The sequence below is a fragment of the Pseudonocardia xinjiangensis genome (assembly GCF_050948425.1).
Taxonomy (GTDB): Bacteria; Actinomycetota; Actinomycetes; order Mycobacteriales; family Pseudonocardiaceae; genus Pseudonocardia; species Pseudonocardia xinjiangensis.
Genome location: NZ_CP192009.1, coordinates 6542249 through 6558369 on the forward strand (window position 1 = coordinate 6542249; position 16121 = coordinate 6558369).

Genomic DNA, 16121 nt, shown 5'->3' on the forward strand with positions numbered 1-16121 from the left:
CGCCGCTCAGCCCTCCCTGGACTCGATCGCGGCGATGCGACGGCCGATGCCGGCGATGACCGCGTCGACCAGCTCGTCGCGCGTGAGGTCGATGTGGTGACCTCGGGCCTTCGGTCCCGCAGGGGTCATCATCTCGATGGCGACATCGCTCGCGTCGACGCCACGCACCCGGAGACGGCGGAACTCGGCCAGCGGGATCGCTCCGTCGGAGCCGCTCCAGGAGACCTCGACGCCGACGATGTTCGCCAGCGTGGCCGGGTTCAGCCGCAGGTAGGCCAGGTACGCCCGCAGTGCCTCCGGTGACTCGGTCGGGATCTCGGAGAACAGCTTCGCGAGCTTGGCGCGGTCCGCTCCCGGCGCGAACGTCTTCGGGTTGGCCTTCGCGCTCACGTACCGGACCGGTCCGGAGTCGTCCAGGAACAGGAAGTCGAACTCGACGAGGTCACCGGTGCTCCCGGACCCGTTGACCAGGCGCGCCACCACGTTCTTCAGCACCTGCTCGCCGCGCTCCGTGGCCAGCCGCTCCATCACCGGAGCGGCCAGGCCCTCCAGTACGTCGCCGACGACGGCCGCCACCCAGCTCGCCTCGCGCGCGTACCGGTGGGGGTCCCGCTGGAACTTGATGCGGGTCTGCGGGGTCTTCACGAGCTGATGCCCGTGCCTGAGCACCTCGCGGTCGATGATCTCGAGCTGCTGTGCGGTCAGAGGAGGCGCCGCGTCGGCGTCGCCGGTGCCGGCGCGCACCGGACCTGCGCCCGGGGGGATCGACGCGGTGACGCCGGGCGGGCCGAGGCGCGCGGCCGCCGTGGCGGTCACGCCTGTGGGCGCGGGGATCTCCGACGCAGCGCGGCCCCGCTCGACCAGGTACCAGCGGCCCGGGGTCCCGTCCGCCCGGCTGCCGAGGGAGACCCGGGCCGGCGCGGTGCCCGTCGCGGGGTGGACGAGCACCACGGCGTCTGCTCCCGCCACCGGCACGCCGAGGGTGGCGGCGAGGCTGCGCAGCGCCGCCTCGGTGTCCACGGCGATCTCGCACCCGCAGACGACCAGCCGGCCGGCCCCGTCCGTCCGGGAGTCGCGCCAGGCCGTGAACTCGGGGATGTCTGTCAGCAGCTGTGCGAGCTGGTCGTGGCCGATGCGGACGTCCGGGCCGGCTGCCGGGTAGCGGACCCCGCCGCGATCGGCGTGGGCGACCAGGGTGAAGTCACGCGGGTCGACCGGCAGGTCGAGCGCGTGCGCGCGCAGCGGGTCGGCAGGTGGGGCGAGGATGGCGCCGTGGCCGTCCGGGTGGACGGTCATCTCGGCCGCCACCCGACGCAGGTCCCCACTGGTCGCCGGGCGGGACCCGGTGATCGGCGGGCCGTGGCGCGTGAAGAGCCGCGCCATCCGCCGCGCGACGGCCGGTCCCGGCGAGGTCGGGTTCGGCTGGAGCCGGTTGATGTAGATCGGCGTGTCCCAGTCGATCGCCGATCCGGGGTCGTCCGCCCGCCTGATCAGCTCGTACCGCCGGTGGTTGCCCTGCAGGAGGATGCCCGGCGCGCTCGGATGGGTCGCGAGGAACTGGCCGTCGGCCGGGGCGAACACCGACGTCAGCAGCTCCTCGTCCGAACGAGCCGAGGACCTCGTGACCTTGAACCCCCGCGGCGGGTTCCCCGGCGCCAGATCGACGAGATCGCCGACGACCGCGTTGGGCACCGGCGACGTGCCGGCGCTGCGAAGCGCCATCGCGCGGTTGGCGACCCAGGACCGGGCGAGCGCGAGCAGCCGCGTGGCGGTCCGGGTGCCGGTCGGACCCGTGGCCGCCGGTGGCGCCCTGGCCTGACGCGGCGTCCACCACCCGCGCAGCCCGAGCACGAGCCCGACCGCGACCGTCACCCCGGCCACCGTGAGACCCGTCGCGCCGCCCCACCAGCCGCCGGTCACAGTGCCGCCGGCATCGGCGGTGCCGACCCGGGTTCCGGCCTGGGCGGCAGCGGCGCCGATCCAGTCCGAGGCCACCGCACCCGCGGTGAGGAGGCCGACCACCACCGGCGCGCGCCCGAGCAGCCGCAGCGCTGCCCGCAGCCGCTTCGCCCGCCCCACCGGCGCCGGGGGTACCAGCGCGTCCACCCCGGCCACGGCCGCGTCCACACGGGCGACCAGGTCGTCGATCCGGTACGCACCCGGCCGCGGTCCGCCACTCACCGCCCAGGCGTCCACGCCGAGCTGGCCCAGCTCGGCGTGCAGCCGCCGCCCGGCCCTCGACTGCTCGGCGGTCCACCCGGCCCGCGACGCGCCGGCGAGCCGCTCACGCGCTCGAGCGATCCGCGCCGACTCCACGACCGCGCGCTGCCGCTCGCCCACTCCGAGCAGGGCGAACCGCAGCCAGCCCAGCGACGACGCGACAACCGGGCGCAGTGCATCCAGCCCGTTCCACAGTGCGGTGCGCGCCGGACCGATGCGGTCCGCGAGTGCGCGGGCCGCATCCCCGACGGCGTGTCCGACCAGGCTCCCGGACCCGGTCATCACCACGATCCCGGTGACGACCACGCCCAGGCCGAGCACGGCCGGGCCTGCGGTCAGCCCGAGAGCGGCCGTGGTGGCCATCGCACCGAGCCCGAGGGCGAGCGGTACGACGGCTCCGGACCGCGCAGTCCCGGGCCTGCCGCTGCCTCCGCCTGCGCTGGGGCCGCCCGAGGGGCCGGAGCTGACGGATGTCGGGTTCCCGGGAGCACCGGAGGACGGTGGGCCCCTCGTCCGCCGGCTGCGCCAGGTGTCGAACGCCGACAGCGCCCAGGTTCCGACGAGCAGGACCCCGGCTCCGATGCCGAGCCCGACCACCTGGTCGGGCAGCATGCTCATCACCCCGAACGCCAGCAGGCTGCCGAAGAGAACGGCGTTCGCGCCTGCGCCCCGGCGGGGGGCGGGACGGCCGTGGCCCAGCTCGATGGTGATGCCCAGTGCGGAGAGGTAACCGCCTGCCGCGGTCAGCCCGAGCGCCGGCAGCACCAGGATGCTGTTGTCGATCACGCCGGTCTGGATCGTCAGCAGCAGGCTTCCCACCGTCACCGCGGGGATCGCCCCGAGGTGCACGACCCTGCGCAGCAGCGGGTGGCTGCTGAAGTCGATGCCGGCCCACCCCATGACCGTCACGGACAGCGCCTGCACCAGGAACAGCACCGACGAGAGTGCGAACGCGCCGTTGACCCAGACGGCGAGGCCGGTCCCGTTCGCCATTGCCTCCACCTGCACGGCCAGGTTGACCAGGTACGTGCCGGCCAGCACGGTGTTGACCACCCGGCCCAGCAGTCCGGCGTTCGGGGCGAAGCCCTGGAAGGACTGCGCCTGGGCGCCCAGCTCGACCGCCGCCTTGTCGAGGAAGAGCGAGAACTCCTTCAGCGCCGCGTGCTGGCGCCCCTGCGCGGTCTGGCCCGGCCGGAGCGGGGAGAAGACCAGAGCGTGCGCGATCACCAGGAACTCGTTGGCGACCTCGTCGAAACGCGCCAGCTGCTTCGGGGTCGACCCGTCGAGCGCTGCGTACTTGCGCATCACGCTGATCAGCACGCGGATGGTGCCGATGTCGAACTGGCCGCGTTCCATGATCGACTCGACCAGGACCCGCAGCTCCTGGTTGTAGGCGGTGCGGTGCAGGCCCAGCGCACCACGGACGGCGAACGCGGCGTAGTGCGCCGACGCCGCCATGGGCAGCAACGCCCCCGGAGCGACCGTCGCCGCGACCGCGCCGAGCCCGACCATCACAGCGGCAGCGACGATCGCCTTCGCCGTGTAGGCCCCGCGCAGCTCCCTCCGCCCGGCGGCGTCCCGGGTCTGCGCGAGCTGGGTGCGCTGCACCTCGCCCAACACCCACGCAGCCCTGGCCTGGTCCCCCATCGCCCCGCTGGTCTGGTGAGCGGCGACCAGCGCCTCCAACGTGTAGGCGTTGCCGTCGGCGTCGCGGAGACCCAGGGCGGCGGTGTCCGTGGTGCCGCCCAGACCGGCTTCGGCCCGGGCCGCCTGCTTCGCCGCGTGCCGATCGGCCCGGTCGCCCCGGCGGTCCGCCCAGATCGCACGCAGCGACGCAACGACCATGCGGGGGGTCAGCCTGCGCCCGTCCACCACTGCGAGGGTCACCGCGTTGTGCCAGCGGACCAGGCTGTGCATCTGCCGGGCGGCGGGACCCGTCTCCTCCCACCACCGGCCCGGGTCGGGCCTGCCGAGCTCGGCCAGGGTGCGCCGCAGCCCGTCGCCCTGCTCCAGCTCGTAGCGCTCACGCCAGTCGTCCACGATCCGGTTGCGCTCCGCGGAGAACGCAGCCCGGCGCCACGCGTCGAGCCCCGCGGCGTTCTGCTGCGCGTAGGCCCACGCCTGCACGTCCCGCTCCGCAGCGGCCAGTCGCCGCTCCAGGTTGGCGTGCCGCACATCGTGGAACGCGTCGTGGCCGACCTCGTCCCGGATGCGGACGAAGATCGGCTCCATGTCGTGGGCGTGCCGGGAGTTCTGGGCGACGCTTGCCGGGAACACCCCGTCGGACCCGTAGATGAGCCGGTCCGGGTGGTCGCGGACCAGCTGGATGAACCGGTCGGTGATCGCCTTGTCGGCCAGCAGGTGCCGGGCCACATCGTTCCAGGAGATGTCGAAACTGATGTGGCTGTAGCGCGGGTTCGAGAGGATCTCGTCGATCACGTCCAGGTGCTCCACCGACATCCGGGTGTACTTACCCACGCCCAGGTGCGCCAGGACGATCTTCGCCGTCGGGTACTCGGCCAGCAGGTTCAGCAGCGGCATCCCGAACCGCTCGTCCGGCGTCGTCTCGCCGACCCGGGCGTTGGCCAGGATCCGGGCCAACCCGAAGTCGTTGTGCAGCACCACGGCCAACCCGATCTCCTCGACCGCAGCCAGCAGCTCCCGCAGGTGCGCGTTGAAGACGTCGAGCTTGCTCTGCTCCGCGGCCGAGAGCAGACGCTTCGCGGCGGCACCGTGCCCCGTCCGCTCCAGCAGCGTCTTGATGTCGTCGAGATGACCCAGCAACGCCGGCAGCAACGCGACGGCCACGCGCTCCGGGTCGGTACGCGGACCTGTCACCACCTCGGCCAGCCCCGCGGGCAGATCCGCTGCGGTCAACGCCACGTCGGGATCCGCGACGGCGGTCCGCAGCAGGCCGGCCCCGGCGACCAGGCGCTCGATCTGCTCCAACCACCTCGGGTTGATCGTGTGGATCCCCTGCTCTCCCAGCAGGACGCGGACCAGTTCCTTCGCGATCGTGGTCTCCCCGATCAGCTTCAACAGGTCCGGGTTCATCACCGCCAGCAGACGCAGGTAGTTCAACGCGCCCGGAATGTCCATCCGGGCCCCGACCGACCCCATCACCGCGCGCCACCGCAGATCCGGTGGCAGCCGGCGGATCGTGTCCAGCATCCGGACGTCCGGGAACTGGCCCCACATCTCGAGGATCCGGACGTTGTAGACCAGCCCGAGGGTCACCACGTTGACGATCCCGTAGTAGAACGCCCCGCCCGAGCCGGCCAGACCCTTACCGCGCTGCGGGATCGGGTGGAACGTGATCACACCCTGGTGCCCGGAGTCGGCCAGCTTCCGCAGGTGACCCTCGATGTAGGCGCCGCCCCGCGGGTCGTCGTAGCCGATGGGATGGAAATGCCCGTCCGACAGGTCGAACACCGCCAGCCGGTCGCCGCTGACCAAGGCCACGACCCGGCCGTCCTTCAGCAGCGCCAGCGCCGCGTCACCGCCGGTGCCGAACTGCTCGGCCAGCCACGCCGAGGTCACCCGCCGCCCGTCGGGCAGGATCAGCTCGGCGGGCGGGTGCACCACACCCCACTGCCGCACCCACCACTCGCGCAGCGCGTCCACCCGTACCAGCCGCTCACGAGAGTCCGGCTCCCAGCCCTTCGCGAGCTCGGCGATCGTCCCCTGCGGGAGGCCGGTCCCTCGTTCGATGACCCGCTGCGGCACGCCGTCCCGCGCGGCCTTCTCCATCGCGGGGGTGACCGCCGTCACGAAGGCGGCGCGGGCGACGTCCCGAGCCGTCAGTGCGGCCGCCACCCGTTCGTTCGCGGGGGCCAGCCCGGCCAGGACCGCCGGGGCCCCGGCTCCGGCCATGATCGCCACCAGGCCACCGGCCTGCTGCTCGAGTCCCTCCCGCAGCAGACGACGTGCCGCCAGCGCAGCCTCAGCGTCCCGCTCCGCCACCTGCCAGCGCCGCCACGCCTCGACCTGCCCCGCCACGGCCGTCCGCAGCGTCCGGCCGGCGCCGTACCGACCGGCCCAGCCCATGTCCGGCGGCCCCCGGATCGGGTCGCCGGTCCGCTGAACCGCGCCGCGGGCTGCGGTGTTCGGGCGCGCCACCGCACCACCGCGTGCCAGACCGGTCGCCGGCGGAGGGACCGTCAGCGCCCCGATCCCGCCGCCGGTCACCGGGCCCGCGGGACCACCACCGCCGGCGATCGCTCGCACGTCCGCGGCGCCCAGCCCCGTCGCCCCGGCGACAGCGACCACCGGGGCACCCACACCCACCGCCGCACGCACGGCCACCGCCAGCTCGTCCCGATGGGTGGCCAGCGCGTCGTGCCAGTCCCGGACCGCCTGGTCCCGCTTGCGCTCGGCCCGCGTCAGCCGCTCCCGCGCCTGGGCGATCGTGCTGAACACCAGCGCGAGATCGGTCTCGAACTCCCGGTGCCGATCCGGGTGGCCTCCCAGCGCATCCGGGTAGGCGGCGATGCCCGGGTCGTTCTCGACCGCGTCCAGCCATGCCCGGGGCAGCCCCAGGGACGCGAGCTCCTCCGCGACCCGCGCCCGGTGCGCCTCACCACGCACCTCGCCCCGCCGCTGCGCCTCCGGCGGGTTCAACAACCAGCGAACCCCGGAGCGCGCCGTGTGCTCGACCTCCGCGCGGTAGCGGTGCACCCACCGCTCGGCGCGCGCCATCTGGTCACGAGCCGCCTCCACCGGCGCACCCATCGCGGCGACCACGTGGCGGTGGACGGACACCACCGGGCTCACGAGCCCCCACAGGGCACCCCACCGCGACGCCCGGCCGGTCGGCACCACCAAGGCGGTCCGCACGTCACCGGTCAGGACCCGCACCTCGTCCGGGCTGCGACCCAACGCCCGCGCGATCCGCCGGTCCGACACACCGAGCCGGACCGCGTCCCACACCGCCTGGCCCGCCGCGACCTCGACGGCCTGCCGCGCCTGCACACGGACCTGCTCTCGCGCCTGCACCGTCCCGGCCACCGCCGGATCCCGCTCCGCCTGCTGCCGCGCCTCGCGCCACGCCCGATCGGCAGCGACCAGCGCAGTCAGCGCCGCTTCTCCCGGGCCGGCCCCGAACGCGTTCACGATCCGGGCCACAGCCACCCGAGCACTACCGGCCACCGGACGCTCGTGCGCATCCGTCACGGCCGTCCGCACGCGGTCGCGGATCTGGAGCACGAGGGCCCTGCCCGCATGCAACGCGGTCAGCCCGCCCACCACGATCAACGTTCCGCGGCCCCACCCGAGGTCCAGCACCGGGAGCCAGAGCTCGCCCGCTGCACCTGCGACGCCGTGCATCTGCGCAGGCGGGACGGAGCCGATCACCGCAGGCACAGCGAGCACGGTCAGGAGCACCGCCGCCGTCACCGCCCGGCGCACCGTGCCCGGCCGACCCGGCATCGTGGCGATCTGCGCCTGCGCAGCCCCGCGCAACGTCACCTTCGCCGCGGCACCGACCAGCGCGCCGACCCCGGCCGCCACGATCATCGGGGCCGAGGCGTCCGCCACCGCCAGCAGGGCGAGCAGCACTCCCGCCGGTCCGGCGGAGGCGATCCTCGTCCCGAGCGCTGCGCTGCCTGTGCGGGCACCACGCGGCGTACCGAACACCGCCGAGCCGACGAGCGCCGTGACCGCCCCTGCGATCATCGCGACGCTGTCTCCGGCGCCAAGGGTGGCGAACCCACCACCCAGAACGGCCGACCCGCCGACGGCGAGGTAGGCCTTCACCAACGCCGGAGGCCCGCGCGCCCGGACCGGACCGAAGGCGGTCATCACGGCAGCCGCGCCGGCCATGGCCAGTCCCGTGGCAGCGACCACGAGGGGCACCGGCGCTGCGTGGAGCACTCCCAGAGCTCCACCGCCTGCGGCAGCCATCGCAGGAACGGCCAGCCCGAGGCGCGCTGCGGGACCAGGTCGGGGGCGGCCCTGCCCGATCGCCGCTGCCAGTGGCCCGTGCCGCGCGCGGAGTTGCCCGTGGAGCACGGCCAGGGCTCGCTCGCGGTCGGCACTCTCGGACAGGCCGACCCCGAGTGCCTGGCGGACCAGCGCCTCCATCGTGGGCCGGCCGAGCGCGCCGTCCCGAGCGGGCGCCAAGGCTCCGGCCACCGCCGACAGGCCGTCCTGCGGCAGCACCGAACGCAGCGCCGCGACGGTCGCCGCACTCACGCCGGCCTCGGCGAGCCGGGCGTCGCTGGTCGTCGCCAGTTCGCGCACGGAGACGATCCGGGCTGCGATCAGCTCGCGGTAGGCCTGGGACCGCCGCGGTGGCGACAACCGGTCGAGCCATTCCTCGATGCGGTCCGCGGTGTTCCACAGCGCGTCCCGCTCGGCGGGATCGAGGCCGGCCTCGATCTCGCGGAGCCGGTTGCGCACCTGCCACACACCGCTCCGCGCACCGCTCGCGAACTGCGCGGCGGCCTCGGCTCTGGTGCCGGCCTCCGTGGCCGGGAGCCGTCCGCCGTCGCGCCCGAGCTTCTCGACGGCCCGGTCCAGCGACCTCTTCGCCTCGGCCCGTCTCAGCCCGAGGTCGGCCGCGATGCGGCCCAGCGAACGCCCACTCCCGTAGGAAGCGAGTACCTGCAGCTCCTGTGGCTGCAGCCGGTCGAGCCGCAGGGCGTCCACCGGTTCCGGACCGGCCCGCGGGACCGCCGCGCCCGCCTGCAGCCGCTGCAACGCCACGCGCACCACGTCCACCACCTGCCCGGCGGTGAGACCGGTGCGGTCCGCCAGCCTGCTGATCCCGGTGGCCTCCGCCAGCCTGTGGTGCTGCGCCGCGCCCTGCTCGTCGCGGGCTCCGGGGGCGACCCGGGAGCCGCCACCGTGACCCATGACGCGTTCGGTCGGAGCCCGCCAGCCGAGCTTCGACACCTCGCGCAGCGCGTCGGCCACCTCACCCCGCTGGTCGGCCGTCCAGGCCAGTTGGTGGCGGCCGGCGAACAGATCGACGGCCGCGCGGGACTGGTCCGGGGACGGCAACCATCCACTCTGCAGCAACGTCTCGACCTCGGGCGGCGTCATCGAGCCCGTGTCCAGCCGCCGGAACAGGTCGCCGATCACCATGTCCTTGGTCCGGGTCGAGGAGGGCAGGTATGCGTCGGCGGCGGCGACAGCGGAGAACATCGCCCGCCGGCCGGCCGCCTCGGCCGCGAACTCGTACGCCAAGGGCCAGCCTCCGACCCCCTTGGCCTGCTGGGCGAAGGACTGGCCGAGGTCGTGCCAGAACCTGGCCTTCTCGACCGGGCCGGCGACCTCCCACTCCCGCGCCGACACCCCACGCGGGGCGCGCAACCGGCTCAGCGCCCGATTCGTCACCGGCACCGTCCGCATGGCACCCAACCGACCGTTCGCGAGATCCCGCTCCAGACCGGGCGTGATCGCGATCACCGGCCCGACCTCGGGCGCGGGCCGAGGGGACGGGGCGGACCCGCCCCGCGCCGAGCCCTCGGCGGACATGCCGAACGAGCCGAGCTCGAACCCGGACTGCTTCGCGGCGTGGGTGACCGCCGGTGCGGGCTGGTGGGGAGCGGGAGCGACCGCTCCGACGACGTCGGGTGCGAGCACGTGGGTGGCGAGCAGCACGGTCACCCCGATCACCTGCCGGGTCTCCCCGCCGCGTCGCGTCAGGTGGTCCAGCGCCGCCTCGGCCAGCGGCGACGTGGGCTTCGACCGGTAGGTCTCGACGAACTTGGTGGCCGGCAGCTCGTTCACGACCGGGTACTGCCATGCCGGGCGCTCGCTGACCGGCCTCGTCGTGACGTTCCAGCCGCCGTCGGGTCGTGCCGTGACGATGTAGTCGACGGGCGGCCCGTCCGGCGCCGTCCCGGCAGGCCGCTCGGGGGTCCGGAAACCGATGGTCCCGTCCGCGTTGCGCACGGCGGTGACGGTGGGGCGCGCCGGCACCTCACTCTCGGCGCCACGTCCGGGTCTGCCCGACGCGGCCGGCTCGGCGCGGCCGGCTCCGGCTCCGCTCGCCGGGGTCGCCGCAGGTGCCCGCACGACGACCTCGGCTCCGGTCGTGGGCTCCTGCGCCAGCTGGTACCGCCCTTGCCCGCGGGCCCCGGGTGTGGCCGTACTCAGCGCGTCACGTACTGCGGCGGGGCTCGTGTTCAGGTGGTCGGCGAGGGTGGCGATGTCGACCGCCTGGTTGCGCACCATCACGTCGTCGACGCGGTCGATCAACGGCCGCTTGACGCCGCTCGCCACCTCCGGGCGCAGGGGGACGTCGACGGTGCCCCGAGCGGATCCGCTCGGTGGCCGTGACACGGCACCGGAAGCGATGGCACCGCCCATTCCGAGCCCCAGCCATCCCATACCCACACCCGCGGCGGTCCAGGCCTTCCTCTCGCCCCCCATGACGTCCCAGTCCCGGACCAGCTGCGCGGTGGCGTTGATGTTCTCGTAGCCGAAGGCTGCGACGGAGCCGATGTTCGCGGCCTTCGCCACGCCTTCGGTGCCTGCGCGCACACCCACGGCCCGGTTCATCCCGGCGCGCAGAACCGCGGCCCTGCCGGCGCCGGCGGGCACAGCCGCGGCTCTCGCTGCTGCCGCGCCCGCCATCTTCGCGCCGGCCCGGGCGCCCAGTTTCGCCACTGCTCCACCGGCGAACGGCAGCACCGAGGCGCCGAGAACGAGGTAGTCGGAACGGGCGGCCGGGTTGGACCAGCTGTTGGACTGACCGTGCGCGCTGCGCTGGTAGATGTTGTGAACCGCGTTGCCGGCGAAGTAGGCCGCCCCGGCGCCTGCCGCGATCGCGCCCCCGGTCCACAGCGCCGGGGCGGCCGGGGGAACGAAGACGCCGGCCACGAACATCGCCCCGACCCCGACGAACGTGGCGACGCCCGCGCCGCGGTCCATCCACTTCTTGGTGGTGGAGACGTACTTGCCCGACGTCGTCCTCACGTCGAAGTTGCCGACGTCCTTGCTCAGGTCGGCCGGCGCGAGGAGCTTCGTCTCCTCGTTGAAGAGCTCGTTGTGTTCGCGGAAGTCCTTCAGGTCGCCGTAGTGGGCGCCCTTGACGTCGATGTACCGCGTGTCGCCGTCGGGGTTCGTCACCTTGTACAGCGGCATGTACCGGAGTTCCTTCGACTCCGGGTCCTGGAAGATCGTCATGATCTCGTCGTGCTTCGCCCCCTTGTCGGCGAACTCTCCGATGGAGTCCTTGACCGAGCCGTCGAGGCTTGCGAGCTGTTCGGCGGTCAGGCGCGCCGACATCGAGTTCAGGACCTCCTGCGGGGTGCCCCTCGCGGCGAACTCCGCACGCCGATCTGCTGCGGTCGCGCCCATGAAGGGGTCGCCGTCATAGCCGTCGTAGGCCTTGACGCCCTCGTCGAAGAACTTCCTCTGCACCGGGTCGGAGACACCGTCGTACAGGTGCTTGCCTGCGGCCGACTTGACCGTGAAGAAGATGTCCGGCCGCCCGCTCGATGGCAGCGGGAACGTCCCCAGGCTGCTGCCTGCGGCCCGCGAGCCCTGATCTCGCGCGAGCGTGTTGTAGTTCAGCTCGCTGACCCCGCTCAGCTGCTGGAACTTTTCCACGAACGGCTTCTGTCCGGGGTCACCTGACCTCTTCATCTGTCGGGCCAGCGCCGCGGCATCGTTCTGGAGTGCGTTCCAGCCCGTCAGGCGGTCGGCCAGCACCGGGTCCTTGCCCGCCTTGGTGAAGAGGACGTCCCACCGACGTTGGGTCCCGGTGTCCGGGGCAACACCCTGCGGCAACCCCATCGCACCGATCCGCTTCTCCACCCCTCCGATCGACGCGACCTCGGCGTTGATGTCGGCCCTGCGCTTGTCCATCCGCGCGACGTCCAGCGGCGTGGCGTTCCCGCTCTTCTCGAGCGCTGCGACGTCCCGTTCGTAGGCGGCCTTCTGTGCCTGGAGCGTCTCGATGCGCGGAACCAGGCTCAGACCCGCGATCTGGGCGGCGTTCGCCTTCGCCTTGTCCGCGGCACTCAGCTCGGCGAGGGGCTCACCCTTGGCGTTGCGGCCGTACGCCCCGAAGCCCTCCTGGTGACCGGGCAGGGTGGGGTCGGCGCCCATCTTCTGCGCCGCGGCGTCCACGTTCGGCCGGGTGTAGGCGATTCCGGTGATGCCGTCGATCAGGGCGCGCCCGTTGCGGAAGTCCTGGTCCATGGCGATCGCCTCGTCGATCACCTTCTGCTGCGGCTTCAGCGCCTTGATCTCACCGGGGGTGAGACCGCCCTTGACAGCAGCCCGGTAGTCCCCGACGGCGTCCCTGAGGCCCTCGATCTTCCCCTCGAGCTTGTCGCTGCGGTTCTGCAGCATGCTCAGGGTGCTGGTCACCTTCAGCGAGGCGCCGTCGCGCTGCGCCGTCGACAGCTCCGGCAGGGCCTTCCGGTACTCGTCGGCCAGGTTCGTGCCCTGCTTCTCGTCCTGCTCCTCCAGGTCGGCGAGCCCGGCACGGTTCAGCGGCGGCAGCGGGTCACCTTCCTTGAGCCCGAGTGCCTTCGCAAGCTCCTTGTCCACCGCGGTGTCCTGCGACGGGCGCACGTAGTCCGCGTCGATACCGGCCATCCAGGACTCGTCCGGGTCGCCGAGCCAGCCCAGGTTCTCGACATTGCTCTCGCAGGCCCCGCGGCAGGCCACGCCGACGTTGTCCGTGCCGTTCTTGCCGGGGTAGAGCAGCACGCCCTCACCCTTGAGGTACTGGCCCTTGGCGTTGGTGCCGCTGCAGTCCTTGCCGTGGCAGACCGCACCACCACCGGGGCCGTACTGCATGGTGATCCGGCAGCCGTCAGGCCCGTCGGCCTTGCACTCGTGCTGGTTGCCGTACGGGTCGACCCACTCCCGCTTCTTGTCGTCGATGCCTTTGTAGGTCATCTGACCGAGCTCGCTCGGGGTCTCACCCTTCTTGGCAAGCGGCTCGAAGATCTCGCAGTTCAGACACACCGGGGTCGGCGCCATTCCCGCAGGCCGGGTGAGGCCGCAGTCGCCGACGCAGGTGATCGAGCCGCCCTTGCCCTGACCGTTCGGCGTGACGACGGTGATCCCGTTGTTCGCGCCGGTGGTGATGGAGTCGGGCAGATGGCCGCCTGCGGCCAGCATGTCGAGCTTCTCCTTGTCGGAGAAGGTGTAGACCGCTCCAGCGCGGGTCTGGTCGATCCGCCAGCCCTCGATCAGCTGGACGCTGCCGGTCTGACCGCCGGTGATCTGGAAACGGCCGGAGTTCCCGAAGGCGTCCCGGGTGGTGGCGTAGGTCCATTCCTTGTCGAGATTCAGGCCGTCGCCGTCGGCAGTGATGACGTCACCCTCGGCCGTCGTGATCTTGCCCTTCCCCTGGAAGTCCAAGGTGGCCGCGTGACCGGCTCCGTCCCGTCCGACGAGGACGTTCGGGGTGCCGGCGAGGTCGATGTGGTCGGTGCTGCCCTTGCCGTTGCTGATCTCGCCCGTGCAGCCGCCGCGACAGGTGGTGGTGAACGGGGTGCCGTCCCGGTTCGCGAAGTGGCCCTCGTTCGTCACCGGACCCGACGTCGAGGAGGTCGGCCGGGAGTCCTTGTACTCGATCCTCGAACCACTGTTGCCGTCGCGGACCTCGCCCTTGCCCTTGACCCAGTACTCGCCATTGCCTGCCTTGTCGACGGCCACCCCACACCCCTCGGAGCTCCCGCAGGTGTGGGCCCGCTTGCCCGTGGCCGACGGACCTGAGGTCGTCACACCGTCGTCGGTGACCTCGACCCGCCGACCGTCGGCGCCGACCACCTTCGAGCCGGGCGAGCCGGGCTTGCAGGGAGCCGGGCACGTGGTGTCCACCGGCTTGCCCTTCGCATCCTTGCTGGTGATCGTGATGCTGCCGTCGTCGTTGCGCTTCCACCCGATGCCGCTCTTGCCCTCACCCAGCTCCTTCACCCCGGCGGTGGGGTCCTTCGGCTTCGTCGCGGCAGGCGGGGGGACCTTGCGGGTGAGGACGTTGCTCCCGCCCTGGGTGAAGTTCGCGCAGTTCCCGCTGCAGGTGCCGTACCCGCCCTGTTCGCCGCCCTTCGGGCCGGCCACCGCGACCGCGGTGACGCCGCACCCGCCGTTGCCGCTACCCGAGCAGCCGGCCCAGTGCTCCGCGTCCCAGGAGCCGTCCGCGGTCTCCAGGTGCGCGGCGTCGCGGGCGTGCGCCGAGTAGGTGGCCGTGCAGTTCGTCGCGCCCGAGCACGACGCCGACGCGTAGGCCTGGTTGCCCTTGGCGAAGGCCTGCGCGGACACCGCCACGCCGCCACCGCCCATGCCACCGCCGCCGGAGCCGTGCGCGTACGCCTCCGCATGCGAACCGGTCTTCGGGTCCCGTGCCTCCGCCGACGACGTCGCCTCGTAGGAGTGGCTGCATCGCGTGCCCGAGCTGCCCGTGCACGACGCCGACGCCTGCGCCCAACCCGGCCCGGCCGATGCCGACGCGGTGACGGAAACCCCGCCGCCGCCGATACCGCCGCCCCCGGAACCACTGGCCGACGCCCGTGCCGACGACCTACCGTTACCGGCCGCTGCCGACACGCTCGCCGAGTACGAGTGCCGGCAGCTCACACCCGCACTCCCCGTGCAGGACGCCGACGCACTCACGAACCCCGGGCCGGCCTGCGCCTGCGCGGTGACGGCAACTCCGCCGCCACCCATGCCGCCACCGCCGGACCCGCTGGCACTGGCCCGCGCAGCACCGCCACCGGCGACGGCAGCGGCCCGTGCCGAGTACGAGTGGCTGCAGCGGGTGCCCGCCGAGCCGGTGCAGGACGCCGAGGCCTGGGCGCTTCCCGGCCCGGCGACGGCGGCCGCGGTGGTGGCCGCCTGGCCGCCGCCGAAGCGCCCGGAGCCCGAGCCGGTCGCGCTGGCGCGAGCGCGCGTGCCGGGGCCGGTGTCGGCGGCACTGCTGTGCGCCCGGTAGCTGAAGGAGCAGCCCGAGCCCGTGCTGCCCTGGCATGCCGCGGCCGCCAGCGCGCTGCCCGTGCCCGTCCGGGCGACAGCGCTGGTGGCGCACCAGCCGTTGCCGGCGCCCCCGGCGGCGCCGCAGCGGGCGTTCGCCGTTGCGGTGCTGCCGCTGCTGCGGTCGGAGGCTGCGCTGCGGGCGGAGTAGCGGTGCGCGCAGTCGGCACCCGCGGTGCCGGCGCAGGCGGCGGTGACCTCGGCACCGGTGGGGGTGGCGCCCACCCGGCCGGTGCCCTGGCAGACGCCGTCGGCACCGGCGGTGCAGGCCGAGCGGGCGGTCGCGCTGTTGCCCCCGTAGCGGGCCTCGCCCTGGATCGCGGTGCGGCAGCCGGTGCCGGCGCAGGTGGCGGCGACCTCGGCCACGTTGTCGGAGGCGAACCCGTTGGTCGCCGACTCGCACGGCCCGTTGGCGGAGCAGGTGGCGGTCGCCACCGCCGTGGCGGTGCGGGCCCGCGCACCGGCCTTGCCGCTGCTCTGCGTGGCGGCGAGCGCGGCGGGGTCGTCGGTGCCGGTGCTGGTGGACCGGGTCGTGGTGGGGCAGGCGCCGGTCGCGGTCCGGCAGTCGGCGGACACCGAGGCCGAGGTGGTGCCGAACCGGCCGGCCGCGGCGGCGCCCCTGCCCGGGTGGACCGCGACGCTCGAGCCGGTGGTGATGCCGGCCTGGCAGCCGCCCTCCTGGCCGGTGCAGCTCGCCGCGCCGTGCGAGGTGGAGAGGCTGACCGGGTCGGTCCCGGCGCCGTTGCTCTTCCCCGTCGTCGTCGCGGCGGCCCGCGCGGCACCGATGGCGGCGGCGCTGCCCCCGTCGGGGCTCGCCGCTGCGGCCGAGTCGCCGGTGACGGTGCCCGTGCAGGTGCTGTCGGGGCAGTCGATGGTGGAGCTCGCCCGGGTGGTGCCGGACCGGCCGGGGACCATCGGCGACGTCGCCTCGGCACCGGAAGCCATGCCGGTGTGACGTT

2 protein-coding genes are annotated in these 16121 nt (G+C 73.7%); one reads left to right on the forward strand and one right to left on the reverse strand.

Annotation, left to right across the window (positions count from 1 at the left end; genetic code table 11):
- Positions 1-6: 6 nt before the first annotated feature.
- On the reverse strand, positions 7-15597 hold the full coding sequence (locus ACQPZA_RS30785) for a DUF4781 domain-containing protein (protein WP_433275595.1): 15591 nt from the start codon (positions 15595-15597) through the stop codon (positions 7-9).
- On the opposite strand from ACQPZA_RS30785, the gene ACQPZA_RS30790 reads away from it, so the two are divergent.
- Positions 15584-16117, forward strand: a complete 534-nt coding sequence (locus ACQPZA_RS30790; protein WP_433275596.1) for a hypothetical protein — start codon at positions 15584-15586, stop codon at positions 16115-16117. The two genes, ACQPZA_RS30785 and ACQPZA_RS30790, sit on opposite strands and share 14 nt — an antisense overlap.
- Positions 16118-16121: the final 4 nt, after the last annotated feature.